At 67.5% G+C, this 26001-nt stretch carries 19 protein-coding genes and 2 tRNA genes; 13 read left to right on the top strand and 8 right to left on the bottom strand.

Annotated elements, in window-relative coordinates; translation table 11 throughout:
• Positions 1–12: 12 nt before the first annotated feature.
• Together ASF06_RS02195 and ASF06_RS02190 are read right to left on the bottom strand one after the other, a co-directional pair.
• Entirely contained in the window at positions 13–2109 is a 2097-nt protein-coding gene (locus ASF06_RS02195; protein WP_055942760.1) for a beta-galactosidase, read from the bottom strand.
• A 145-nt stretch (positions 2110–2254) separates the two neighbouring features.
• Positions 2255–3253 carry a LacI family DNA-binding transcriptional regulator gene (locus ASF06_RS02190; RefSeq protein WP_055942756.1) on the bottom strand — a complete coding sequence of 333 codons (999 nt, stop codon included), beginning with the start codon at positions 3251–3253 and terminating at the stop codon, positions 2255–2257.
• A 93-nt stretch (positions 3254–3346) separates the two neighbouring features.
• Here ASF06_RS02190 and ASF06_RS02185 point away from each other — a divergent pair, with 93 nt between their 5' ends.
• From ASF06_RS02185 to ASF06_RS02175, 3 genes are all read left to right on the top strand, one after another.
• Entirely contained in the window at positions 3347–3637 is a 291-nt protein-coding gene (locus tag ASF06_RS02185; RefSeq protein WP_055942753.1) for a chorismate mutase, read from the top strand.
• Positions 3638–3851: 214 nt separating this feature from the next.
• A complete protein-coding gene (locus ASF06_RS02180) occupies positions 3852–4676 on the top strand; it encodes an inositol monophosphatase family protein (protein WP_055942750.1) in 825 nt (274 codons plus the stop codon).
• A 213-nt stretch (positions 4677–4889) separates the two neighbouring features.
• A complete protein-coding gene (locus tag ASF06_RS02175; protein ID WP_157439041.1) occupies positions 4890–6320 on the top strand; it encodes a M23 family metallopeptidase in 1431 nt (476 codons plus the stop codon).
• A 422-nt stretch (positions 6321–6742) separates the two neighbouring features.
• Here ASF06_RS02175 and ASF06_RS02170 read toward each other — a convergent pair whose 3' ends face one another.
• Entirely contained in the window at positions 6743–8482 is a 1740-nt protein-coding gene (locus tag ASF06_RS02170; protein WP_082500705.1) for a glycoside hydrolase family 13 protein, read from the bottom strand.
• Positions 8483–8600: 118 nt separating this feature from the next.
• Between ASF06_RS02170 and ASF06_RS02165 the strand changes: the two genes are divergently transcribed.
• Both ASF06_RS02165 and ASF06_RS02160 read left to right on the top strand, forming a co-directional pair.
• Positions 8601–8672 (top strand) — tRNA-Thr (locus ASF06_RS02165).
• A gap of 51 nt (positions 8673–8723) precedes the next feature.
• Positions 8724–8797 (top strand) — tRNA-Met (locus ASF06_RS02160).
• Positions 8798–8984: 187 nt separating this feature from the next.
• On the opposite strand, the gene ASF06_RS02155 is transcribed toward ASF06_RS02160, so the two are convergent.
• From ASF06_RS02155 to ASF06_RS02145, 3 genes are all read right to left on the bottom strand, one after another.
• Entirely contained in the window at positions 8985–9983 is a 999-nt protein-coding gene (locus tag ASF06_RS02155) for an aldo/keto reductase (protein ID WP_055942746.1), read from the bottom strand.
• A 42-nt stretch (positions 9984–10025) separates the two neighbouring features.
• On the bottom strand, positions 10026–11021 hold the full coding sequence (locus ASF06_RS02150; RefSeq protein WP_055942743.1) for a LacI family DNA-binding transcriptional regulator: 996 nt from the start codon (positions 11019–11021) through the stop codon (positions 10026–10028).
• A gap of 140 nt (positions 11022–11161) precedes the next feature.
• Positions 11162–12142, bottom strand: coding sequence for an NAD-dependent epimerase/dehydratase family protein (locus ASF06_RS02145; protein WP_055942740.1), 981 nt, complete (start codon positions 12140–12142; stop codon positions 11162–11164).
• A gap of 185 nt (positions 12143–12327) precedes the next feature.
• On the opposite strand from ASF06_RS02145, the gene ASF06_RS02140 reads away from it, so the two are divergent.
• The 8 genes from ASF06_RS02140 to arfA are packed head-to-tail and all read left to right on the top strand — an operon-like array spanning position 12328 to position 23316.
• On the top strand, positions 12328–13599 hold the full coding sequence (locus ASF06_RS02140; protein ID WP_055924531.1) for an ABC transporter substrate-binding protein: 1272 nt from the start codon (positions 12328–12330) through the stop codon (positions 13597–13599).
• A complete protein-coding gene (locus tag ASF06_RS02135; RefSeq protein WP_055942737.1) occupies positions 13596–14555 on the top strand; it encodes a carbohydrate ABC transporter permease in 960 nt (319 codons plus the stop codon). The genes ASF06_RS02140 and ASF06_RS02135 overlap by 4 nt, the downstream gene beginning before the upstream one ends.
• Positions 14548–15417 (top strand): carbohydrate ABC transporter permease, encoded by an 870-nt coding sequence (locus tag ASF06_RS02130; protein ID WP_055942734.1) that lies wholly within the window; start codon positions 14548–14550, stop codon positions 15415–15417. Before ASF06_RS02135 ends, ASF06_RS02130 begins: the two co-directional genes overlap by 8 nt.
• A 28-nt stretch (positions 15418–15445) precedes the next feature.
• Complete coding sequence (locus ASF06_RS02125) at positions 15446–16996, top strand: alpha-L-fucosidase (RefSeq protein ID WP_055942731.1); 1551 nt, start codon at positions 15446–15448, stop codon at positions 16994–16996.
• A gap of 49 nt (positions 16997–17045) precedes the next feature.
• Complete coding sequence (locus ASF06_RS02120) at positions 17046–18116, top strand: aldo/keto reductase family protein (protein ID WP_055944044.1); 1071 nt, start codon at positions 17046–17048, stop codon at positions 18114–18116.
• Positions 18113–18526, top strand: coding sequence for an RbsD/FucU family protein (locus tag ASF06_RS02115; protein ID WP_055924520.1), 414 nt, complete (start codon positions 18113–18115; stop codon positions 18524–18526). The genes ASF06_RS02120 and ASF06_RS02115 overlap by 4 nt, the downstream gene beginning before the upstream one ends.
• A gap of 51 nt (positions 18527–18577) precedes the next feature.
• A complete protein-coding gene (locus tag ASF06_RS02110; protein WP_055942729.1) occupies positions 18578–21811 on the top strand; it encodes a glycoside hydrolase family 2 TIM barrel-domain containing protein in 3234 nt (1077 codons plus the stop codon).
• Positions 21808–23316, top strand: coding sequence for an arabinosylfuranosidase ArfA (gene arfA, locus ASF06_RS02105; RefSeq protein WP_055942726.1), 1509 nt, complete (start codon positions 21808–21810; stop codon positions 23314–23316). Before ASF06_RS02110 ends, arfA begins: the two co-directional genes overlap by 4 nt.
• Before the next feature lie 368 nt (positions 23317–23684).
• Here the strand turns inward: arfA and ASF06_RS02100 are convergent, their stop codons facing one another.
• Together ASF06_RS02100 and ASF06_RS02095 are read right to left on the bottom strand one after the other, a co-directional pair.
• Positions 23685–25250 carry a sensor histidine kinase gene (locus ASF06_RS02100; protein WP_055942722.1) on the bottom strand — a complete coding sequence of 522 codons (1566 nt, stop codon included), beginning with the start codon at positions 25248–25250 and terminating at the stop codon, positions 23685–23687.
• On the bottom strand, positions 25247–25915 hold the full coding sequence (locus tag ASF06_RS02095) for a winged helix-turn-helix domain-containing protein (RefSeq protein WP_055942718.1): 669 nt from the start codon (positions 25913–25915) through the stop codon (positions 25247–25249). Before ASF06_RS02095 ends, ASF06_RS02100 begins: the two co-directional genes overlap by 4 nt.
• Positions 25916–26001 lie beyond the last annotated feature (86 nt).

The raw sequence follows: 26001 nt of genomic DNA, 5'->3' as shown, positions 1-26001 counted from the left end.
GGTGGCGAACGGTCAGTCCTCGCTGAGAACCCTGACGGACCAGGGGGCGAGGAGAATGTCCGACCCGTGCGCGACGGCGGCGCCGTCGACGAGATCGGTGAGGGATGCGGGGGCCGTCACGGTGACGGCATCGGGCGACCAGTTGTGCACGAACCAGATGGCGTCGTGCGCGTCGCTCGAGCCGGAGACGACCGACACCGCGGCCGGCACCGGCCATCCGGTCTTCACGGTGTCGCCCTTCACCCAGCGGGCGACGGATGACGAGAGCCCTGCGTCGGGCACCGTGCCCACGTAGGTGATGCGTCCGGCTCCGAAGGGTGTGCTCGTGACGGCGGCGAACCGCCCGAGGAAGTGGTGGTCGTAGGTGGCGAGCACCTCGGCCCCGTCGGCGATCACGCCGTCGGCCCACGCCGTGGCGCTCGCGGAAGGCGCGAGCTCGAGCTGACCCGTCGACACGACGGAGACGGGCGCGTCGAGGTTCGAGTACTCCTCGTACCAGGCTCCGGCCGCCTCGGCGAGGCGGTCGGGGGCGACGCCGCGGCGGGCCCGGGCGAGCTCGTCTCCGTAGCCGGTGCGGGGGCCGAGCACCAGGTGCCCGCCCGCCTCGGCGTAGGCGCGCAGCTGATCGAGCAGTGCGTCGTCGGCCACATAGACGGCCGGGGCGAACAGAATCGGGATGTCGCGGGCCAGTTCGGCCGGATCGAGTGCGGCGAACTGACGGTCGTGCAGCACGCGCAGCTGCAGGCCGGCGTCGTGCGCGCCCCGGTAGAAGCTGTCGTAGATGCGCTGGTACGACTCGGGGTCGCGATCGCCGTCGGGCTTCGCGAGGGGCGGGTACGACTGGAACGACCACCGGGTGTCGGTCGACCAGATGATCGCGGCATCCGCACTCGGGGTGTAGCCCTCGAGCTCGGAGCCGAGCGTGCCGAGGATCGATCCGAGCTCGGCGACCTCGCGGTAGATGCGGCCGGGGCGCTGGCTGTGCGGGAGCACGCCACCCCAGTAGGTCTCGACGCCGAAGTGCAGGGTGTGCCAGTGCCAGTACTCGATCATGCGTGCGCCGCGGGAGACGAGGGCGAGCCCGGCCTGCACGATCTGCCCCGGATACGGCGGCTGGTTCTGCCAGTGGCCGCCGATCGACTGCGCGTTCGTCTCGGTCACGAGGAATCTGTCCTGCGAGGTCGAGTACATGCGGTCGGCCTGCCCGAACAGCGCCCAGGGCCCGGAGGTCCACCACGGGGCGTCAGCGCGGGTCTCGACGACGTTCGAGAGCCCGTCCTGCATGCGGTAGTAGGGATTGCCCGCGGTGATGTCGAGCCGTTCGACGAGTTCGTCGTCGCTCACCGGGGGCCGGTTGTAGCTGATGCACGTCGTCACGAACTGCCCGTCGTTCGCGTACTCGCGCACGATGTCGGCCTCCCAGCCGATGAAGTCGGTCACCAGCGCCGAGTGGTAGCGGCGCCACTCCAGCGCGTACTGCGGCTGCAGGTTGCCCTTCGGGGTCCAGAGGTCGGCCCACTCGCTGAGGCGGTGCGACCAGTAGACGAGGCCCCACTGCTCGTTCAGGTTCTCGAGGGTGCCGTACTTGGCGCGGAGCCATTCGAGGAAGCCCTGCATGACGTGGTGGTTGTGGGCCAGCTGCTGGCCGGGTTCGTTGTCGACCTGGTATCCGATCACGGCCGGGTGTTCGGCGTAGCGCCCGACGACGGCGCGGATGATGCGCTCGGCGTACCAGCGGAACGTCGGATGCGAGTAGTCCATCTCCTGGCGCTGGCCCCAGCCGACGGTGGAGCCGTCGGCGTTCTCGGCGGCGATCTCGGGATGGATGCGCTGCAGCCACGGCGGAACCGCGTAGGTCGGCGTTCCGAGGATCACGGAAATGCCCCGGGCGTGAGCTCCGTCGAGCACCGGCAGCAGCCACTCGAGGTCGAACTCGCCGTCACGCGGCTCCCAGGTCGACCACACCGACTCGCCCACGCGGATGACCGTGAATCCGGCCTCGACCATCAGGTCGAGGTCGCGGTCGAGGGTGCCCGAGCGCTGGTACTCGGCGTAGTAGGCAGCGCCGAAGAGGATGCGATCGGTCAGTGCAGGGAAGCGTCGTTGCATGGCTGTCTGTGACTCCGTTGTCGAGGTGATCGGCCGGATGCTCGAACAAATGTTGTCGACAACATTCGGCTGAGTGAAAACTACGACACGGAGTCGCCGAATGCAACAGTCAGTTTTTCTCGTTCGAGAAGTAGCTGATGAAACGTTATATAGCTCGGGTGGATTCTCGCTCGATGAGCCGGGGCGCCGGAACTCGCTCCGGCCCCGGCCGTTCGGCCCCGTCGACGCGGGAGACGAGCAGATCGATCGCGAAACGCCCCTCGGCCTCGAAGTCGATGGCCACCGTCGTCAGGGGCGGAGTGAGATACCGGGACTCGAGAATGTCGTCGACGCCCATGATGCTGATATCGCGCGGGGCCTCGCAGCCCCGTTCGTGCAGGGCACGTATCGCACCCAGGGCCATGTGATCGTTTTCGGCAAAAATGGCCGTGATCCCGGCGTCGAGGTCGAGCCCTCGACCGATGCGGTAGCCCGATTCAGGTGTCCAGTCGCCGTACTCGACCAGCACCTCGATTCCCGACCGCAGACCCTCGGCCTGGAACCCTTCGAGTCGTTCCTGTGCCGACATCCAGTCGCGGCCTCCGCTGATGACGAGCGCTCTGCGGTGACCGAGGCCGGCGAGATGCTGCGCGGCCAACTGGCCGGTCTTCGCCTGGATGTCGTGGCGTCCCGCAGGGTCGTCGACGTGGGAGCCCATCTGCATCGGCACCGTTATGGGAAGCGACAGGAAGATCTGCTGCATCTGCTCCGTCTGAGCCGTGGCGAGGATGCCCGCGACTCGATCGTGTTGGAACGTGGTCAGCACATCGAGGATCGAGCTGTCGTCGTATCCGTCGACCATCACGATGTCGAGCACGTAGCCGACCTCGTGCGCTCGGCGGCTGGCGCCCTTGATGACCATCGAGGGCCCGCTCTTGGTCATCTCCTGCGCCAGCGCTCCGATGCGATTCGAGCGGTTGGTGCGCAGGAGTCGAGCGGCCCTGTTCGGTCTGTACTCCAGAGAGGCGATGGCCTCCTCGACCCGCGCGCGGGTCGCCGGTCGTATGCCTTCGAAACCGCTCAGCAGGCGAGTGACGGTCTGGTGGGAGACCCCGGCCTGGCGCGCGACGTCGTAGATCGTCGCGGGTCTGCCGTCGCTTTTCATGAGCCATCCTCCGGGAACGACACTAGTGTCTTCTCCTCGCCCGCCGGCGTTGGTTCCGCCTCGTCCGCTTCGCAGCTCTCTAGACTCCTGAGAATGCAGAACCCCCCGATCGACGAGGTGCGTCGACGCATCGACGACATCGACCGCGAGATAGTCGAGCTCATCGGGCGCCGCCAGGCCTGCGTGGTCGAGGCCGGAAGGCTCAAGACCGACAGGGCAGCGGTGCGTGCTCCCGATCGAGTGGAGGCGGTGATAGCGAAGGTGCGTTCCCTCGCAACCGACGCGGCCGCGTCGCCCGAGGTCGTCGAGAGCACGTATCGGGCCATGATCGCGGCCTTCATCGACCTGGAATTGCACGTTCACGAGACGCGCGCCGACAAGTGACGCGCTGCCGCGGAGCACCCCTTCGCGTCGATCGCAAAATTTTCTCACTATTTCTTTCCCTCTGGCGTAATGGAGACGCCGATGAGACGTCTCTCTTCATGGGGGCGTCCGCGTGCGGATGTCCCTCCGGCGGTGGCCGCGACGTAACCCCCATATCGTCGCGGTCACCGTTGCCGGTTCCGGGGGCCCGCGCCCGCTGTGTCAGGCTCTACCCATGACGATCGCTGCGAACACCGACCTGCTCACCATCGCCCGCCGAGTCGGCCTCGAAGCGGGAGCCCTCGCCGCTCGCCGCAGGGCCGAGGGGGTCGAGGTTGCCGCCACGAAGTCCTCCATCGTCGACGTGGTGACGCTGGCCGACCGCGAGGTCGAGGCCTACGTGCGCGCCGCCATCGCAGACGTGCGGCCGGATGACGGCTTCCTGGGCGAGGAGTCCACGGGAACGACCGGCGGCTCCGGACTCACCTGGATCGTGGACCCCATCGACGGCACCGTCAACTACCTCTACGGAATCCCGCAGTACGCCGTGAGCATCGCCGTGGTCGAGGGAGGAGCCGACCCCGCGGAGTGGAATGCGCTCGCGGGCTGCGTGGTCAACCCTGCCAACGGAGAGGTCTTCACGGCGGCCCAGGGCGGAGGGGCGTATCTCGGTTCACAGCAGCTGCAGGTCAACTCCGGGGTGTCGCTCGAGCAGACGCTCCTCAGCACGGGGTTCTCGTACAGCGCCGAGACGCGCTCGCGCCAGGGTCAGGTGCTGGCAGGAATCCTCGGTCAGGTCCGCGACATCCGTCGTGCGGGCTCGGCCTCGCTCGACCTGTGCTGGGTGGCCGCCGGCCGCCTCGACGCCTACGCCGAACGAGGCCTCAACCCCTGGGATCACGCGGCCGGCGCCCTGGTCGTTCGCGAGGCGGGCGGCCATGTCGGAGGCTTCGACGGCGATGCGGAGAGCATCCGCTTCCTGCTTGCGGCCGACGAGACGCTGGCCGGCGAACTCGAGCCGATTCTGCGCGATCTCTACGCATCCGCCGGCCTCATCTGACCTCAGTTGGGTGCAGGCCGTACCTCATCGCCTCTCTCTGTGGGAATTTTCAGACTCTGCCGTTAGTGTCGACAGTCGCGTCTTCCGCTTACCCGAGTTGGTACGAGACGCCCATCCACTGAAAACCCGAATCGGTATTGGAATTCCTGCGCCTTGGCTCGTCACAACCCCCGTCCAGATGATCTCTCGTCTGAGGCCGACGGTTCGACGCCCGTGACAGACGCAGCACCGCAGTCGCGCAGGGCCAGAAGGCAGGCTTCGCCCGGTCTGTCGGTCGTGTCGCCGCCGAGTTCGTCGGTCTCGACCCAGACACCGGATGCGCCTGCGGCCGCCGCGCCGCTCACCCGCAGGGCGGCTCGCGCCGCCGGTGCCGCGGCCCCCGTCATCCTCTCCGAAGCCCAGGAGCGCGAAGCGGAGCGCATGGCCTTCGAGAACGCCGTGCGCCCACGCGGGCGCCGCGCGGCAGCATCGACCGAGGAGCTCGCGTCGGCCGTCGCCTTCGCCACCACCGAGCCCGAGCAGGTCGCGGCGGGTGTGACGCAGACCGTCACCGCCGTCTCCGCCGTCGATGTCACGCTCGAAGAGCCCGATTCCTCCGCGACAGACTCGCCCGTCGACCTTCCCGTCACGCTCGATGCGGCATCGACGAGCACCCCGGCATCCGGCGCCAAGGTCATCGGCCTGGCCGATGTTCTGGGCGAGGTTCCGGCTGCTTCGCAGGGCCGCCGACCGGGCCGCCGTGCCGGGTCCGACTCCTCCGACGACGAGAACGCGCCGCCCCGTTCCCAGGCCGGCCGCCGAGCGGCCAGCACTCCGGCGGAGCGGCCCCGTGTCAGCTCGCCCAAGTCGGCCTCCGCCGCATCCGGTGCCGGAGCCGGTGAGGCCGCAATTCCGCAGCGCCGCCGCCGCCCGTCGACCAAGTCGATGGCCAAGAAGAGCTTCGGCATGTTCGCGTTCCTCGTGGCCGGTGGAATCGCCGTCGCGACATCGCTTCCGGCAGAGGCCTACTTCGCCGCCACGCCGGATGCCTCGATCTCGCAGAGCGTGCAGGTGCAGGCTGAGCAGAACACGCTCGGCGAGACCGCCAAGCAGCAGCTGAAGACCGACGCCGAGGCATCCGCCTCACAGGTCGGTCGCGACGGCTACACGGTCACGAGCGTTCCCAAGGTGTCGATGACCGGCTTCAACACCGCCGACACCTTCTCGAACGACACGAGCGGCACCATTCAGTGGCCGTTCCCCACGGGTGTTCCCATCAGCGACGGATTCGGCTACCGTTCGTCGCCCGGCGGCATCGGAAGCACGAACCACCAGGGCATCGACTTCAACCCGGGAATGGGCGCGCCCATCCAGGTGATCGCCGACGGCACCGTGCGTCTCGCCCAGAAGAGCGACGCCGGCGGCTACGGCTGCTACGTCATCGTCGATCACAATGTCAACGGCATGAAGTTCGCGAGCCTCTACGGCCACATGCAGTGCTCCTCCGTCGCCATGAGCAAGGGCGAAGACGTGAAGGTCGGCCAGCAGGTCGGCAACGTCGGCAGCACCGGAACCTCCACGGGTGCGCACCTGCACTTCGAGATCCACGACTCGAGCGATACCCCGGTCGACCCGATGCCCTGGCTCAACCAGTACGCCAACTAGTCGCGCCCTCTCGTTCTGCGCTGGTCGAGTAGGCCGCCCCGCGGCCGTATCGAGGCCATTTACGGTGGTCTCGATACGTCGGCTCCTTCGTCGCGCGACTACTCGATTGGCGCTAACTGAGGACAGGCTGCTCGCGCCGAACAGGCCGCGTGATTCGGCTCTGGATTTGCGCGCCGGGGAGCGAGGTCGAAAGAAAATGTCCTCAGTTGGCCGTGGGACTCGTCGGCCACACCGTGCTCATGCGCCCTAAAGACGCACAGACGGAGCAACATGCCGCCGTGGAGGCTGGAGAGATGGCATGTCGACCGATGTGTGCTCCTTTAGCGCTCTGGGCGCGACTACTCGACCGGCGCACTCAGGATGCGCCGGTCGAGTAAGCCGCCCCGGCCGTATCGAGACCACCGCCGGCGGCCTCAAGACCTCTAGTTGGCGAGCCAGACCGTCGTGTCTACCGGCAGAACTCCTTCGTCGACCGTCTCGGACGCGAGCAGCACCGTCGCTACGGGCAGTTCGACGGGCACCGAGCCGATGTTCGAGATCACGGTGATCGCCCCGTTCGAGAAGGCGATCACGTCGTCTCCGTAGCCCGGCAGCCAGTCGATCGCACCCGTTCCGAGCTCGTGCTCGGCTCGCAGCGAGAGGGCAAGCTTGTAGAGCTCGAGCGTCGAACCGGCGACGCCGTTCTGGCTGTCGCGCGAGAACTCGTCCCAGTCACCCGGCTGCGGCAACCAGCTCGCGGTCGTGGGGCCGAAGCCGTAGCTGGGCTTGCCGGCCTCCCAGGGAATCGGCACGCGGCATCCATCGCGCCCGTACCGCTTGCCCTTGGTGCGGAACCACGTGGGGTCCTGGCGCGCATCGTCGGGCAGGTCGATGGCCTCGGGCAGTCCCAGTTCTTCGCCCTGGTAGACGTAGGAGCTGCCGGGAAGGGCGAGCATCAGCGCTGTGGCGGCGCGGGCGCGGCGGAGTCCGAGCACCGGGTCGGGAAGGCCGGGGGACTTGGGGCCGATGCCGTCGCCCTGCAGGTTGTCCGCGCCGAGTGCGAGTCGGCTGGCGTGACGCACCACGTCGTGGTTGGACAGCACCCAGGTGGAGGGGGCTCCGACCGTGCCGAACGCGTGGATCGACGTGTCGATGACGGTGCGCAGCTCGGGGGCGTTCCACGACGCCGAGAGGTAGGTGAAGTTGAACGCCTGCTGCATCTCGTCGGGGCGCACCCAGCGGGCGAGCTTGGTGAGGGGCTCGACCCAGGCCTCGGCGCAGAGCACCCGGTCGCCCTCGTACTCGTCGAGCACCTCGTGCCACGATCGGTAGATCTCGTGCACGCCGTCCTGCGCCCAATAGGGCGGGGTCGCGGGCTCGTCGGCGTCGATGCCCGGCTCGAGCGGCGGCAATCCGCCGCCCATGCTGCCGGCGTCGGCGGGAGGCGTGTAGTCGGGAAGCCCGGCCTCCTTGATCAGGCCGTGCGCGACATCCACCCTGAAGCCGTCGACGCCGCGATCGAGCCAGAAGCGCAGCACGCCGAGCATCTGCTCGCGCACCCACGGATTCTCCCAGTTGAGGTCGGGCTGGCTCACGTCGAAGATGTGCAGGTACCACTGGCCGGGGGTGCCGTCGGCGTTGGTCGTGCGCTCCCACATGGGGCCGCCGAACACGGACTGCCAGTTGTTGGGGGCGATCTCGCCGTTCTCGCCGAGGCCGTCGCGGAACATGTACCGATCTCGCTCGGGGCTGCCTTCGGGCGCGGCGAGGGCGGCCTTGAACCACTCGTGATCCCAGGAGGTGTGGTTGGGAACGAGGTCGACGATCACCTTGAGGCCGAGTTCGTGCGCGCGAGCGAGCATCGTGTCGAAGTCGGACAGGGTGCCGAACAGGGGGTCGACATCGACGTAGTCGGCCACGTCGTAGCCCGCGTCGTGCTGGGGAGAGGTGAAGAACGGCGACAGCCAGATGGCGTCGACGCCGAGGTCGGCGAGTGACTCGAGGCGGCTCGTGATTCCGGGCAGATCGCCGATGCCGTCGCCGTCGCTGTCGGCGAACGATCGAGGGTAGATCTGGTAGATCACGGCGGAGCGCCACCACTCGGTGCCGCTGCCGATCGGGATCAGGGATGCCTGCGACGACGATTCGGGCGCGTCGGAAGTCTCGGTGAGTTCGACTGTCATGCCGAACACTCTAGCCTCGAATCGTTTCGACCCCAGACAGCGGTTCGGAGCGGCCGCGTTGTGATGCTATTCTCTACAGGTGCCAAAACGCGCGACTTCATCGTCATGCGCTGGCTACGCCCCCTTAGCTCATTGGTAGAGCACTTCCTTGGTAAGGAAGAGGTAGTGGGTCCGATTCCCACAGGGGGCTCCGTCCTCCACAGGCAGGCAGCGAGAGCTGCCGGCCGACCGGACGGCACCCGGCGGGGTAGCTCAGGTGGTTAGAGCACACGGCTCATAATCGTGGTGTCGCGGGTTCGAGTCCCGCTCCCGCTACGAAACCCCCAAGATCTCGCCATCTTGGGGGTTTTTGCTGTGCCTGGGCTCGCCCTATTGGGGGTGGTGCGATCATCCGTCAGTCGATGCTGGTATCGACGGGGGTGAGTGCATCTTCTGACGGATGGATGCCCTTCGACAGGCTCAGGGAACGGGCCGGTGGGGCTCAGGGAACGGCGGGTGCCGGCTAGTCGGCGTCGTGGGGTGGGATGCCGTGGGTCAGGTCGGCGAGTTCGGCCCACAGGCTCTCGGGAACGGCCGCCGCAGCGGTCGCGTCGGCGATCGCCCTTCTCCAGCTGCTCATCGAGGATGCGCCGACGATCGTGGTGTGCACCCGCGGATCGCGCAGGCTGAAGCCGAGCGCCACCGCGCTCATCGCGACGCCGTGATGGTCGCAGATCGCGCGGAGGCGCTCCAGTGCCGCCGCCATGTCGGGCCTGATCGGGCGGTACCCGTACGTTCCCGCCGACTCCGGCCGGCCGGTCAGTACGCCGCCCCCGTAGGGAGCCGCGTTCGAGACGCCCACGTTGCGCGCGGTCGCCGCATCCAGCAGCGCCTCGGCCGAACGATCGAGCACGGTGAAGCGGTTGTGGGTCACCAGGGCATCGAAGAGGTCGGTCTCGACGAATCGCTGAAGCATGCCCACCGGTCCTCCCGAGATGCCGATCGAGGTCGCGAGACCCTGCTCCTTCATCGCCACCAGTGCGTCGACCGCTCCGCCCGGCGCCATCACGGCGTCGAAGCCCACGACCTCCGGGTCGTGCAGATAGAGCACGTCGATGCGGTCGACCCCGAGGCGGGAGAGCGATTCCTCGAGCGATCGGCGCATGCGGTCACCGCTGAAGTCGTCGTTGGCCACGTCGCGGTCGAGCTTGGTCTGAATGACGAGACCGGATGCTGCACGCGCGCCCCCGGCATCCGGCCCTGCCGCCCGCGCCAGGGCCTGCCCCACGAAGAGCTCGGAGAGGTGCCCGGCGTCCGTCGGTCCGTACATGTTCGAGGTGTCGAGCAGGGTGGTCTCGAGCGACCCGGCGAAGAAGGCGTCGGCCACCTCCAAGATGCGTGCATCGCGCTCGTCGCCCGACTCGCCCTCGCGCAGCTGGCCCCACGAGGAGGTGCCGAGGGCGAGAGGGGTCACGTCGAATCCGGTGCGGCCGAACGGCGTCGTCTGGTTGAGATCGGTCATGCGGCCAACGCTAGCGGTCTGCGAGGGCGTCGCTCGGGCGCATCACTCGTCGAGGCGCGTCACGGAGGCGCCGGGGATGAGGTGCGCGTCGAGGTATTCGATCTTCGGTTCGGGTCGATCGCTCGGCGACTCGATGTGATCGGCGATGAGGCGGGCAGCGTGCCTGGCGATCTTGCGCGTCGGCTGCACGATGACGGTCAGTTTCGGTACGAGCGCCTGGGCGAGCTCGCGACTGTCGAACCCGACCACGGAGATGTCCCGGCCGATGCGCAGCCCGGAATCGTTCACGGCGGTCACGGCGCCGAGGGTGAGCTCGTAGTTAGCGGTGAACAGGCCCGTGGGGCGAGGCCGGAGAGCGAGGAGCTCCTGCGTGGCTCGATAGCCCGCGTCGATCGTCAGCGGTTCGAAGCGCTCCAACGCCGGGTCCACCTCCACTCCGTCGGAGGCCAGCGCGCGCTCGAATCCTTCGGTGCGCAGGCGCATCGAGGAGACGATCGGTTCGCCGCCGACGAATCCGATACGACGGTGACCATGATCGAGGAGGTGTCGGGCGCCGAGAGCTCCTGCTGCCACGTTGTCGAGGAAGACTCCGTCGGCGTACAGATCGTCGATGTACCAGTCGACCATCACGACAGGCACTCGCGCCGCCGCGGCACTCAGTGCGCGCACGTCGTGCGGTGAGGTGATCGCGATGATTCCGTCGACCATCCGGTCCATCAGCAGGTTGACGGGGTCGTCGCTCGGGTCGGGACTGGCTGCCACGATGACGCTGATCCCGCGCGGGCGGAGCGCTTCCTCGACGCCGGCGACGATGGTGAGGTGGAAGTCGTTGTCGAGCGCCGGCAGCAGCACCCCGACCGTCCGTGACCGTCGCGACCGCAGCATCCGAGCATGCTGATTGGGGCGGAAGTCGAGGTCGCGGGCCGCCGACTCGATGGCTTCGCGATTGGCTGCCAGAACGTTTCGCCCGTTGAAGTACTTGGAGATCGTGGCGAGTGACAGTCCGGTGGCCCGCTGGATGTCCTTGTATGTCGTCACAGCCCCGTCTTTCCTGTTGTCGGCACCGCGGCCCCACCATTCGCCGGTGTCCGAGGGTCGCCTGCGCTCAGCATAATCCAGCGCCGGAGCCGTACGAATCGTTTCGACCGAGAGTGTCCCGCTGTCGATCCCGCTGCATCTCAACCGAGTCGGACGGGCGGAACCCCGTCGCCCAGACGGCCGGCCTGCCGGAGCCACTCCACCGACTCCGCGACGGCTGCGATCGACGAGTGCGCCGGCGCGTAACCCAGCAGTCGACGCCCTTTCTCGATGCCCATCGAATGGCTGCGGGCGATGTGCTCGTAGGCGGCGTCGCGGTGCTCCTCGTCAAGGGAGGCGCTGAACTCCTCGAATGGCACGAAGCGCAGCCGCGCCTCCAGGCCGAACCACCGCGCCGCCGTCTCCGCGAATCCGCGCAGCGTGAGGGCGCGCTCGGAGACGGCGTGGAATGCCTGCCCGTTCGCTTCGTCAGGGTGTTCGAGGCAGAGCCGGATGAGCTGGGCAACGTCGTCGGCGTGCACGTGATGCACGGTCTCGAGCCCGAACCCCGGCAGCAGCAGCTCGCGCCCTGTCGCGAGCGTGCGCCAGACCTCGAGGTCGACGGTTCCCTGCGGCGTGATGACGGGCCAACCCGGTCCGGAGATGTGCCCTGGATGCACGATCGCCACCGGGAGGCCGTTTTCGCTTCTCGACTCGGCCAGCAGCAGACGTTCTATCGCCTCCTTCTGGATGCCGTACTCGCCCCAGGGCTGTTTGGCCGCGTCCTCGAGGGCGGGAACCTCGGTGAGGATTCCGTGTGTCCAGATCGTGCCGACGTGCACCAGTTGCCGAACGCGTCCGCGGAGGGCGTCGGCGAGCTGCCGTGCGGACTCCGGTGTGAAGCAGATGAGGTCCACGACCACGTCTGCTTCGAGCGCGGCGATGCGGGAGGCGAAGGTGCCCGCGGCATCCTCAGCCTCCCGGTCGGCGATCACGCGTTCGACGCTCTGCCAGGCCGGGTCGTCGCGGTACGGAACAGACGTTCCGCGGGTGATCGCGACCACGTTGTGTCCGTCCTCCACAAGACGTGGCACGAGATAACCGCCGACGTGCCCTGTTGCTCCGATGATGGCGATGCGCATGTCTGTTCTCTCTTCTGCTGGTCGTCGGCGGTGCTGCGATGAGACCATCCTTGCGCACGACCACCGTGGGTGGGTGAGTTAAACGAAACGTTTAGTGCATGCCGAAAACTCTTGACTTCGATTATCCATCCTCTTAGCATCCCTTTGAGGCGTAACGTTTCGCTCAAATACTCAAGGAGGAGTTTATGAAGGCACAGTGGAAGTTCACGAGGAGCCGGAAACGCGCTGGTGTTTCCGTCGTGGTCGTGGGAGTTCTCGCCCTCGGTCTCGCCGCATGTTCGGGAGGCGGCAGTGAGAGCTCGGGCCTCGACGGCGACACCCTGAAGATGTACACCTGGATCGGCGGCAAGGCCGACAAGAAGCAGTGGGCCGACTACGTCGCCGGAGGCGTGCACGCCGACCCGGACATGAAGGTGAGCTTCACGGGGCCGCCGATCGGCGACTACTACACCAAGCTGCCCACCGTTATGAGGAGCAGCAGTGCACCCTGCCTCGTCACGTTCCAGAACGGCCGGGTCAACCAGTACGTCGAGGGGCTGGAGCCGCTGGACGACCTGGCGAAGGAGAACAACCTCGACCTGACGGCGTACAGCTCGGCGATGCTCGAGCAGCTCAGCGTCGACGGCAAGCTCTACTCCATCCCGTTCAACACCGGGCCCACCGTGGTGCTCTACAACAAGCAGATGTTCAAGGACGCCGGCGTGGCCGAACCGACCAACGACTGGACGACCGACGAATTCATCGCGGCGGCGAAAGCGACCACGAAGGACGGCGTGTACGGGTTCGCGATTCCCCAGGCGTCCAACCCCATCGCCACCCTCATGGCGGCCGACGGCCACCCGTGGGCCGATGAGGACGGTCCACTGCTCGACGACCCGAACTTCAAGGACGCGCTGCAGCTGCTCGTCGACCTGTCGAACAAGTACAAGGTCGCGAAGCCGCTCGAGGCGGCCGCGGGCGGAACCTTCCCCGACATCGACGCATTCAACACGGGCCAGGCGGCCATGGAGATGCAGGGGCTGTGGGATCTTCAGCACGCGCAGGAGTCTCTCGGTAAAGACAACGTCGGCATCGCCGTCATTCCGAGCAAGAACGGTGCCTCCAAGGGGTTCATCGGCGGATCGGGCTTCGGCATCACGAAGACCTGCGGTGACAAGCAGAAGGCGTTCGAAGCCATTGAGGCGATGACGAGCAAGAGCGGACTCGAGTTCGTGACCAAGTCGCAGGCCTCCGTGCCGGCGCGGCTCGACGCCCTGGATGCCTGGTCGGAGAACGCCGGATCGCCGGAGTTCGCCACGGTCATCGAACAGATGACCGGTGACGCGACGCCCTCGCCGGTACCGGCGAACCAGGCCGAGCTCGACACGCTCCTGACGCAGTACGAGGTCGACGCCTTCTCGGGTAAGAGCACGGTCGATGAAGTGCTGCAGCAGGTGAAGGCCGGCCTCGCGCAATGACCTTCGTGCGTCTGGACCGCCCGGAGGAAGAGGTCGCCGACGCGTCCGTCGCCCCACCGGGTCACCCGAAGGGCCGGCTTCGCCGCCGGCCCCTCGGGGGCCCCCGATGGGTCGGGTGGGCGTTCGTCCTCCCCGGCCTCATCGGGCTCGCGGTGTTCATCGTCATACCGCAGGTCGCGTCGCTGATCCTCGGATTCTCCGACTCGACTTTGCTGGGAGGCACCCAGTTCACCGGCGGAGAGAACTTCGCACGACTGCTGCGCGACCCGCAGTTCATCAACAGCGTCATCGTGACGTCGATCTTCGTGCTCGTCTACGTGCCGGCGAACATCGCGATCTCGATGGCGATGGCGATGTGGCTGAAGACACGCATCGCCGGCCGCAACTGGATACGCGTGATCTTCCTGATCCCGGCCCTCTCGCCGATGGTGGCGAACGCCGCGGTCTTCCGGTTGCTCTTCCAGCAGGACGGCGTCGTGAACCAGGCTCTGGCAGCCATCGGGCTGGAGCCGATTCCTTGGCTCAGCGACGGCAACTGGGCACTGGCCGTCGTGATCGGCGTCTCGGTCTGGCAGTCGTTCGGCTACAACATGATCGTGCTCGGGGCAGGCCTCGACTCGATCAGCCCCGACGTCATCGCGGCGTCACGGATCGACGGCGCCGGCCCGATCCGCCGCTTCGTCTCGATCACGCTGCCGCTGGTCAGCCCGGCTCTGTTCTTCACCACGGTGCTGACCGTCATCGGTGCATGGCAGACCTTCGCCCAGGCCTACGTGATCACGGGCGGCGGCCCGGGCAACAGCACGATGACGATCATGCTCTACCTCTATCAGACCGCTTTCACGAACAATCAGCTCGGCTACGCGTCGGCCATCGCCACCGTGCTCTTCGTGATCATCGCGATCTTCACGCTGTTCCAACTCTGGGGACAGAGGAAGTGGGTCCACTATGACTGATCAGCAGCTCCAGGCCTCGGGTCTCTCGTGGCGTCGCCGGGGACGGGCCATCGGGTTCGTCGCAAACACCACAGCGGCGTGGCTGGTCGCGCTCGTGTTCTCCTTCCCGCTGATCTGGACGTTCTTCACCGCCCTCAAGCCGGGCAACGAGGTGTTCGGAGCCAAGATCAGTTTCATCGGCTCGGAGGTGCTCTGGTCGAACTTCGCGGATGCGTGGACCGAGGTCGACTTCGGGCGCCTGCTCCTGAACAGCCTCGTCGTCGCCGCGATCTCGACCGCGCTGACGCTGGTCATCGCGACCTTGACCGCGTTCGCCTTCGCGCGGTTGCGATTCCCCGGTCGAAGCGCGATCTTCCTGTTGTTCGTCATCACGCTGACGCTGCCGAGCGAGGTCGCCGTCGTGCCGCTGTTCCTCGGTTTCGACCAGGCGCGGCTCGCCGACACCTGGTTCGCGCTCATCATTCCCGGCCTCTTCGGCGCTTTCGGAGCGTTCCTGCTCCGGCAGTTCATGCTCCAGATCCCGGGGGAGTTGGAGGAGGCGGCCCGCCTCGACGGAGCCTCGACATGGCGCCTCCTGATCAGCGTCATCGTTCCCCTCGTGCGACCGGCGCTGTCGGTTCTGGCGATCTTCGCCTTCCTGGGCAGCTGGAACAGCTTCCTCTGGCCGCTGATCATCCTCAACAGCTCCGACAAATGGACGATCCCCATCGGGATCGCCGGATTCACGACGCAGACGGGTACGCAGTGGGAGCTGCTGATGGCGGCGTGCATGATGACGATCGCCCCGGTCGTGGTCGTGGTCGCCATCGCCCAGAGACAACTGGTGGCCGCGATCGGCGCGGGCGCCTTCGGCGGCCGGTGAGCCGGTGAGCCGCTATGAACGGAGACGTGTGAACCTCGAACCGCTTGACCCCACGACCCTGCCTGCGCCGGTCGACGTGTCGGACAACCGTCCGGCGCTCGCGATGGTGGATGCCGTCATCGAAGCCGGGCCGTACGACGCCACCTGGGAATCGCTGTCCCGCTATCGCGCCCCTCAGTGGTACCGCGACGCCAAGTTCGGCATCTTCCTGCACTGGGGAGCCTTCTCGGTGCCGGCGTTCGGAAACGAGTGGTACCCCCGCACGATGTATCGCCGCGGCACGACCGCGTTCGAGCATCACGTGGCGACCTACGGACCGCAGGATCGATTCGGGTACAAGGATTTCCTTCCGCACTTCGGTATGGAGCGCTTCGACCCGGACGAGTGGGTCGCGCTGTTCAAGCGCGCGGGCGCGCAGTTCGTGGTGCCGGTTGCCGAGCACCACGACGGCTACGCCATGTACGACACCGCGCGCTCGCGCTGGAAGGTGACCCAGGTGGGTCCGGAGCGCGACGTCATGGGAGACCTCCTGGCGGCGGTCGACCAGGCCTGGCTGATCTCCGGCGCGTCGACCCACAGGGCTGAACACTGGTTCTTCATGAACGGGGGAGCGGAGTTCGACTCCGACGTGCGCGATCCCGCCTACGCCGACCTGTACGGCCCCGCGCTGCGCAAGGAGATGAACCCGACCGAGCGGTTTTTGGAGGACTGGCTGCTGCGCACGGTGGAGATCATCGACTCCTACCGCCCGCAGATCCTGTACTTCGACACCGGCATCGAGGAGCCCTCGTTCGATCCCTATGTTCGGAGGCTCGCCGCCTACTACTACAACCGGGCGGCTGAGTGGGGGCGCGAGGTCGTCATCAACTACAAGTGGGAGTCGTTCGCGCCGGGTTCCGCCGTTCTGGACATCGAGCGCGGCACGATGGGCGGCATCCGGCCCGACGTCTGGCAGAACGACACATCGGTGTCTCGCACGTCGTGGAGCTGGGTGGAGGGGCACGACTACAAAGACGCGTCCGAGCTCATCCAGGAGCTCGTCGATGTGGTCGCGAAGAACGGCAACCTGCTGCTGAACGTCGGTCCGCGCCCAGACGGGACCATCCCCGAGGAGGAGGCCGCGTTGCTGGAGGCGGTCGGCGACTGGCTGGCCGTGCACGGCGAGGCGATCTACGGTTCCAGCCCATGGGTCGTGTTCGGCGAGGGCCCTACGGCTCCCGCAGCCGGATCGTTCACCGACGCCGCCGCGGCCGTGTACACCGCGGAGGACATCCGCTTCACGACGATGACCGAGGTCGGCCACGACTACGTCTACGGCATCGGCCTCGTCCGTCCGGCTGACGGCCGGATGCGCATCCGCGGCTTCGGCTCCGACAGCCGGTTCCTCGATCGTCCGATCGTCGACGTTCGGGTCCTGGGCTCGCGAGAGCAGCCGGAGTGGACTCGCTCGGGAGAGCACCTGGAGGTCGTGCTGCCCGAATCCGAGACGGCGGGTGCCGGCGGTGCCGTCGTGCGCATCGAACTCGCGCCACAGGCGGCCGAGACGCGCATCGACTTCTTCCACGGTCTGAACCTCTGACGGCGACGCGGATCGCCACCTTTAACCGAACGAAATGGAGATGACAGACATGGTCACAATCGACAGCGTGCCCACCCGGCGGCTCGCGAGCGGGGCGGTGATGCCCGCGATCGGCATGGGGACCTTCGGGTCCGACCGCTACGGGGCGCCAGAGGTGGCGGACGCGGTGGCCGGCGCGATCCGGGCAGGCTACCGCCTCATCGACTGCGCATCGGTGTACGGCAACGAGGCCGAGGTCGGTGCCGTCCTTCGAGAGGCCATCGCCGGCGGTGTTCCCCGCGACGAGCTCTTCGTTATGTCGAAGGTCTGGAACGACGCGCATGAACCGGATGCGGCGGTCGCCTCGGTGCGTCGGTCGTTGCGCGACCTCGGGCTCGACGCGCTCGACGCGGTGTTCGTGCATTGGCCATTCCCGAACCACCACGCGCCGTTCGCCGACGCGGTCGACCGTGACCCGGATGCGCGCCCGTACATCCACGAGGAGTACATGGCGCTCTGGCACGCGCTGGAGGGACTCGTCGACGAGGGGGTCGTGCGGCATCTCGGCACCTCGAATGTCACCATCCCCAAGCTGACGGCGATCCTCGCCGATGCCCGGATCCGCCCCGCCCTGAGCGAGATGGAACTGCATCCGTGCTTCCAGCAGCCCGAGCTCTTTCGGTTCTGCCTCGATCACGGCATCCAGCCGGTGGGCTACTCGCCCCTGGGCTCGCCGTCTCGACCCGAGCGAGACCGCATCGGAACCGATGTCTCGGACATGGAGCATCCCGTCGTGGTGTCGATCGCGCAGGCGCACAACGTGCATCCGGCATTGATCTGCCTGAAGTGGGCCGTGCAGCGCGGCCAGATCCCGATCCCGTTCTCGGTCAAGGAGTCGCAGTTCCTCGCCAACCTGCGGGCGGTGACGGAGGACCCGCTGACGCCCGCCGAACTCGAGGAGCTGCGATCGGCGGAGCAGAACAACCGCCTCATCAAGGGCCAGGTGTTCCTGTGGCCGGGCGCCGACAGCTGGCTCGAGCTGTGGGATGTCGACGGCACGATCCCGGGCTGGGACGGCTACGCCGCCGATCGCGCGGCCGGTCGCATCGCGGGTCGCGTCGCTGCTGAGGTGACCGCGTGATCACCGGGCCGCTCATCCATCCTCCGCTCCTGGAGGCGCTCGCCTCGTCGGGCCACGGCTCCGGGGTTCTCATCGCCGACGGCAACTACCCGTACCTGACCGCAATCGGACCGGGCGTGCGCCTGATCCATCTCAACCTGCGTCCCGGCATGCTCGACGTCGCGACGGTGCTCGACGCGGTTCTCACCGTCGTCAACATCGAGTCGGCGACCGTTATGCAGACCCCGCCCGAGGTCTCTGCACCGGCGCAGGACGACTACGCACGCAGGCTGGGCGACGCCGTGCCCATGGAGAAGGTCGACCGGTTCGTGTTCTACGACCGGGTGCGCTCTCCCGACGTCGGCGTCGTCATCGCCACCGGCGACGAGCGCCTCTACGGCAACCTGCTGCTCACGGTCGGTCTGCGCTGAGAAGCGGCTCGAGCAGCCACACCCGAACACGTGAACGGATCTGAGGAGACAATGAACGAGACGCCCGAGTGGAACGACCCCGCCGTCTACGAGTGGGGCAGCGAACCCGCCCATGCCACTCTCGTGACCTACGACACGCTGGCGCAGGCGAAGAGGGCCGATCGCTCGGCATCGGTCTTCGGGGCCAGCCTCGATGGTGACTGGAGATTCCGGTGGTCACCGAATCCGGAATCCCGGCAGCCGGACTTCGCGGGCGAAGACGAGGATGATTCGGGCTGGGATCTCACGCCGGTTCCGTCGAGCTGGCAGCTGCACGGGTACGACTACCCCATCGGGGTCAACACGGTGCTGCCCTGGACCGGCGAGAACGGCCTGAACGAACAGCCCGCTCCCACTGGCGACTACCCGCACGCCCCCACGCGCTACAACCCGGTCGGGCAGTACCGCACGACCTTCGAGCTCCCCGACGGCTGGGCCGGTCGGCGCACGTTCGTCCAGTTCGAGGGCGTGGAATCGGCGTACTACGTCTGGATCAACGGCCGGCGCATCGGGTATCGCGAAGACAGCTACACCCGGGGCGAGTTCGACCTGACGCCCCATCTGCACAGCGGGCGCAACGTTCTGGCCGTCGAGGTGTACCGGTGGTCCACGGGGTCGTACCTCGAGAACCAGGACAATGTTCGGCTCTCGGGCATCTTCCGCAGTGTGCTTCTGCTTTCTCGGCCGCCCGCCTTCATTCGGGACTTCGCCGTCAGAACGCCGCTCGCCGACGACTTCTCCGAGGCGGCTCTTGAGCTGAGCGTCGAGGTGCGCGACGACGCCGGCACGAGCACCGGGGAGGAGCTGCAGGTGCGGGCCACGCTCTTCGACGGAACGGATGCGGAGGCCGTCGAAGTCTGGTCGCGATTCGCGCCGGTCGGATCGGCGGCTCCCGGCCGAGACGTATCCGCGGCCCTGACCGAGCCGGTGGTGACGCCCCGGCTCTGGTCCGCCGAGCGCCCCGAGCTGTACACGCTGGTCGTCGAACTCTGCGACGCGAACGGGTCGGTCGTCGACCGCGTGTCCACCCGTGTGGGCTTCCGCCGGGTCGAGATCGTCGACGGCGTCTACCGCATCAACGGACAGGCGCTCTCTCTTCGAGGGGTCAACCGACACGAGTGGAGTCCGCGAACCGGGCGCACCCTCAGCTCGGCCGACATGATCGCCGATATCACTCTGATGAAGCAGAACAACATCAACGCCGTGCGCACCTCGCACTATCCGAACGACCCGCGGTGGTACGAACTGGCCGACGAGTACGGGCTGTACGTGTTCGACGAGGCGAACAACGAGACCCACATCAATCGCATCGATGCCCACGGGCGCCCGAACATCCCGGGCGATCGCCCCGAACTGCGGGCACCCCTGCTGTGGCGCATGCGCAACGTGGTCGACCGCGACAAGAACCACGCCTGCGTGATCGCGTGGTCGATCGGCAACGAGTCGGGAGTCGGATCGAACCTCACGGCCATGTACGACTGGGCCAAGGAGCACGATCCGACCCGCCCGGTGAGCTATCAGGATGCGACCGGCTCGGGCTCGATGGTCGTCCCGTCGGACACGTCCGATTTCGACGGCGACTTCTACCCTCCCGTGTCCGAACTGATCACCCGGGCCGACCGTGATCCGAGGCCCTACCTGCTCGTCGAGTACGCGTTCAGTCAAGGGAACACGTCTGGCTACCTGGACGAGCATTGGGCGGCCATCCGAGAGAATCCCGGTCGCGTACTGGGCGGCTTCCTCTGGGACTGGGCCGACAAGGGGCTGTGGCGGGATGTCCCGGGGCGGCCGGGTGAGGAATTCCTCGCCTATGGCGGCGATTGGGGCGACGATCCCAACGAGGACAGCGCGCACATGAGCGGCCTTGTGCTCGCCGACCGCACGCCGACACCGAAGCTCGAGGAGGCCAGACTGGCCTACCAGCCGGTGAGCATGGCGCTCGCGCACCCGGGCGCCGGCACCATCAGGATCACGAACGAGTACCTGTTCACGACTCTCGACGGGCACCGGCTGCGCTGGGCGGTCTCGGAGGACGGAATCGAGATCGGTCGCGGAACGATCCCGGGCGACCAGCTCTCGGCAGAGCCCCTGAACAGCGTAGACATCACGCTCCCGTACTCGCTGCCCGAGCAGCCGCAGCCCGCTTCCGAATACAGGCTGGAGCTCTCACTCGTTCTCGACGCTCCGACGTCGTGGGCGGATGAAGGGCACGTCGTGGCGAGGGCGCAACACGATCTGCCCGTCGCCGCCCCGGACCGCGCGATCACTCCGTCGGCGGAGTCGGCCTCGCCGCAGGTGCGAGAGACCGAGCAGGTGATCGACGTCGATGGTGAAGGCTTCGCGGTCAGCATCGACCGTTCCACCGGTCGGCTGACGTCTCTGCGCTACGACGGCCGCGAAATGCTGGCGAGCGACCTGATGCCCAACTACTGGCGTACCCCGAACGATCCGGAACTGTCGATCCCCGAATTCAGGGAGACCCTGCCCGAGCCGTCTGGGCCGTGGCGTGGCGTCGGCGAGGACTGGGTCGTCAGCGAGATCGAATCGTCGACCATCCCGGGTGCGGTTCGCGTGGCCGTGCGCGGAAACGTCACCACCACGGTGCCGTTCCGACCCGACAACCGCATCACGACGTCGCCCCAGTCGATCGTGTACACGATCCACGGCACCGGGCAGGTGGACGTGCGCTCGACCTTCGAGCCGGTGCCCGGAACGCCCAACCCGCAGGTGGTCGGCACGACGTTCGGCCTCCAGCCCGAGTTGGCGAGAATCGAGTGGTACGGCCGCGGCCCGTGGGAGTCGACCGCCGACCGGAGGAGTTCGGCGTTCTTCGGTCGCTACTCGGGAACTGTCGCCGATCAGGTCACCCGGTACAGCCGACCGCAGGACAGCGGGAACAAGGCCGACACCCGCTGGGCTGCTCTCACCGACGACGACGGCAGGGGAGTGCTGCTCGTGGCGGAGGAAGGCATGTACCTCAACGTGCAGCCGAACAGTCCGGCCGAACTGGCAGGTCACCGCCACTGGCACGAGGTGCCGGAGTCGTGGCGGACCGTCGTGCGAGTGGACGCCGCCCAGGAAGGCGTCCAAGGCGGCAACTGGGATCAGTTGAGACGCCCGGAGAAGTACAGCAACACACAGGCCAAAGGGCCGTACAGCCTGCTCTATCGCGTCCTTCCCGTTCGCGAAGGGCAGGATCCTGCAGAACTGGCAACGCACTACAGAGAGACCGTGAAGGACCAATGACCCAAGCACATCTGACCCTCGACCCCCATTTCGTCGTCGGTCGCATCGACCGCCGCGTGTTCGGCAGCTTCGTCGAGCACCTCGGGCGGTGCGTGTACGACGGCATCTACGAACCCGGCCACCCCTCATCCGGAGAAGACGGATTCCGCACCGACGTGATGGAGCTGGTTCGGGAACTCGGGGTCTCGACCATCCGCTATCCCGGCGGCAACTTCGTCTCCGGCTACCGGTGGGAGGACGGGGTGGGTCCGCGCGAGAAGCGGCCTCGCCGCCTCGACCTCGCCTGGCACTCCGTCGAGACGAACGAGATCGGCCTCGACGAGTTCGCTCGCTGGTCCGAAGCGGTGGGCAGCGAGATCATGTACGCCGTGAACCTCGGCACCCGCGGTGTGCAGGAGGCACTCGACGTACTCGAGTACGCGAACATCCACTCCGGTACGGCGTTCTCAGACCAGCGGATCGCCAACGGCACGACCGAGCCGCACAACATCCGCATCTGGTGTCTCGGCAACGAGATGGACGGACCATGGCAGCTGGGTCACGGCACGGCCGAGGATTACGGCCAGCTGGCCGGCAAGACCGCGCGGGCGATGCGGCAGATCGATCCCGATCTCGAGCTCGTGGTGTGCGGCAGCGCCGGGGCAGGCATGCCGACATTCGGCCAGTGGGATCGGGCCGTGCTGGAGGCGACCTACGACGACGTCGACTTCATCTCCTGCCACGCCTACTACGAACCGATCGACGGAGATCTGTCGAGCTTCCTCGCATCGGCAGTGAACATGGACCGCTTCATCGAGTCGGTCGTCGCCACGGCCGATCACGTCAAGGCCGTGCGTCGCAGCGAGAAGACGATCAATCTGTCGTTCGACGAGTGGAATGTCTGGTACCTGTCGCGCTACGACAACGTCGACAAGATCACCGACGTCGCCAGCTGGCCCAAGGCTCCACGCATCCTCGAAGACTCGTACACCGCGCTCGATGCCGTGGTCTTCGGGGGCCTGATGATCTCGCTCCTCCGCCACGCCGACCGGGTGACGGCGGCGAGCCTCGCCCAGCTCGTGAACGTCATCGCCCCGATCATGACCGAGCCCGGAGGCCCGGCCTGGCGCCAGACCACGTTCCACCCCTTCGCGATCACCTCGCGGCTGGCCCGGGGCGTGAGCCTCGAGCTGAAACTGGAATCGCCCACCACACCCACCGCTCTCTACGGCGATGTTCCGATGGTGGACGCGGTCGCGACGTACGACGAGACCGCCGGTGCGGCATCCGTCTTTCTGGTGAACCGCAGTCTCACCGAGGAGGTCACCGTCGAGATCGACGCGAGCCGGCTGGGGATGTCGGAGCTGAGCGCCGAGACGCTCCATGACGACGACATCCACGCCCGCAACACGGCCGACGACCCCGACCGGGTCGTGCCCGCACCGAACACCAGCGCCCGACTGCACGACGGAATCGTCACCGTCACGCTGCCCGCCGTGTCATGGACGGCGATCTCGCTGAGCTGACGCTCGACGCTGTTCTCGTGCCCTCGTGCGGTGGCAGAACCTGCTCAGATCGACCGATCGCGGCGAACGGGTCAAGACTCTTGTGAAGCAGAAGCCGCCACCGGGCGTTCTGGCGTATGACGATGGCGAGGTCGTGGGATGGGCCGGCGTGCACCCGCGATCGGACACGACCTTCGCGGGCAACCGAAAGATCCCGCATCTCGGGGGTTTTCGCTGTGCCCGGGCTCGCCCTGCTGGGGGTGATGCGATCCATCCGTCAGTTGATGCGTGTATCGACGGGGGTGAGGGCATCTTCTGACGGATGGGTGCCCCTTCGACAGGCTCAGGGAACGGGCCGGGCGGGGCTGAGATCGGGCGTGTGCCCGGCGCTAGCGCTCTTCGTGCGTGTCGACCGGCAGCGTGAGCACGAAGACGGCGCCGGTCTGCCCGCCCGGCGGGTCGACGCAGACCACGTCGCCGCCGTGGGCTCGTGCGATTCCTCGGGCGATGGGCAGGCCGAGGCCCGCGCCGCCGCCGGAGGCATTCCTCGCCGAGTCGAGCCGCACAAGGCGATCGAAGATGCGCGATCGATCCTGCGGAGGAACACCGGGCCCTCGATCGCGCACCTCCACTCGAACGATCTGCTCAGCCTGGCCGATCGCCACGGTCACGGGCCCCGCTCCGCCGGTCATTCGTGCCGCGTTGTCGACGAGGTTGGCGATCACCTGGCTGAGCCGCTCTGCATCGCCGTCAAGCGGTCCCGCATCGGGCGCACTGCGATCGTCGGTGCAGATCAGCTCGAGGGCCGGTCGCCGGATGCGCTGGCGCTCGGCCTCGCGCGCGACGACCTCCGCGATATCGAGGGGAGCCCTGCGCAGGTCGAGCCCCTGGTCGACCCTGGCCATCATGAGCATGTCGTCGATGAGGCGAGAGGCCCTGGCGGCCTCGCGCACGACGTGACTGGCAAGCCTCTCTCGCTCGGGGCGATCAACGGATGCCCGCACCAGGGTGTCCGCCGCCGCCCTCATTCCCGAGACGGGGGTGCGCAGTTCGTGTGCTGCATCGCTCACGAACGAGCGCACCCTCTGCTCGGCCTCCCGGGCGAGCAGCTCGGAGTCGACCGCCGCACGCTCGGCCCCCTCGACCCCGTCGAGCATCTCGTCGAAGGCGATGGCAACCCGCCCGATCTCCGTTCGGGGCCTCGTCGGTCGCAGGCGTCTGCCGCGATCTCCCCGAGCGATGTCGCGGGCCACCGCGGTCATCGACTCGAGCGGGTGCAGAGCCCCGCGCACGACCACGGTCAGGGCCGCCGCCGCGAGCAGGAGGAAGACGGCCGAGGCGCCGAGCATGATCCAGAGCAGCTGCTGCAGCGTCTGGTCGACCCCGCCCGCTCCCACACTGAGTGTGAGCACGGTGTCGTCGCTCAGCGTCGACTCGAGGGTCACGATCTGCGGATCGGACGTGGTGACGACCGACGAGGCGATGGTCCTTCCCGACGTCGAGCTCGTCTGCGGATCCGCGTCGGTGCCCGACCCGGTCGCCGAGGCGTTCCCGTCGCCGGCTCCGGGGCGGCCCTCCTCGAGACCGGGCGCTCCGAGCGGGCCGAGACCGGCGGCATCCGGCCCCTGCCGCAGCTGCTCGGGTGACGGGCCTGCCACGACCGAGCCGCCGTCGGGGCTCTCGATGAGCACCGAGAGGCCCTGCGCCGAGAGTCGGCTCGCGAGGTCGTCGTTCGAGACGGTGCCGACGAGCGCGGCGGCGGCCGATGCCCGGTCCTGGAGCCGCTCCTCGAGCTGGGCGCGCAGGCGCTCGCCGAGAACGAACTGCACGGTGAAGCACAGGGCGAGCAGAAGCACGGTCAGCAGGGCGAGGACCGACAGCACGGTTCGGGTGCGCAGCGACCCGGTTCGCAGCCCGCCTCGGCCGACGGTGTCGGGGCCGGATGGGCGGGTCATGCGCTCAGCCGGTAGCCGATGCCGCGCACGGTGTGGATCAGACGCGGGCCGTTCGCCTCCATCTTGCGGCGCAGCGAGCTGAGGTGCACTTCGACGACGTTCGCATCGATGTCGTCGTAGCCCCACACCTGGGTGAGGATCTGGCCCTTCGACAGCGTGCGACCCCTGCTCTGCGCGAGAAAGCTCAACAGGCGGAACTCCGTGGCCGTCAAAGCCAGGGGCATGTCGCCCCGTGCTGCGCGGGCCCCATCGACGTCGACCATCAGATCGTCGATCTCGATGACCGACGGCAAGCGTCCGCGGCGGCGAAGAACGGCACTGACTCGCGCCACGAGCTCGGCCATCGAGAACGGCTTCACGAGGTAGTCGTCGATTCCCTCGGCGAAGCCGCGCAGGCGGTCGTCGACCTCGCCGCGCGCGGTGAGCATCATCACGGCGCAGTCGCTGCGGGGCCGCAGCTGCGCCGCGAGGGTGAGGCCGTTCGGACCGGGCAGCATCCAGTCGAGGATCGCGATGTCGGGAACGAAGGAGACGACATCGTCGTCGAGGGCCGTGCCGTCTTCGCGCGCTGACACGACGAAGCCCTCGGCGCCCAGGGCAGTGGCGACGGAGGTGCGGATGGTCTCGTCGTCTTCGACGAGCAGGATTCTGGCCGAGGAGATCATTGGAGGAACCTATGACAGCTTCCGAGCACGTTTCTATGGGCCGGCTGACAAAGCCCTGAGCTTAACGGAAGCTTCAGATTCGCTCG

The sequence above is a fragment of the Agreia sp. Leaf244 genome, assembly GCF_001422695.1.
In the GTDB taxonomy this organism is placed as follows: domain Bacteria; phylum Actinomycetota; class Actinomycetes; order Actinomycetales; family Microbacteriaceae; genus Agreia.
Note: the sequence above shows the minus strand (reverse complement) of the source record. Positions and strands in the feature narration are given on the sequence as shown.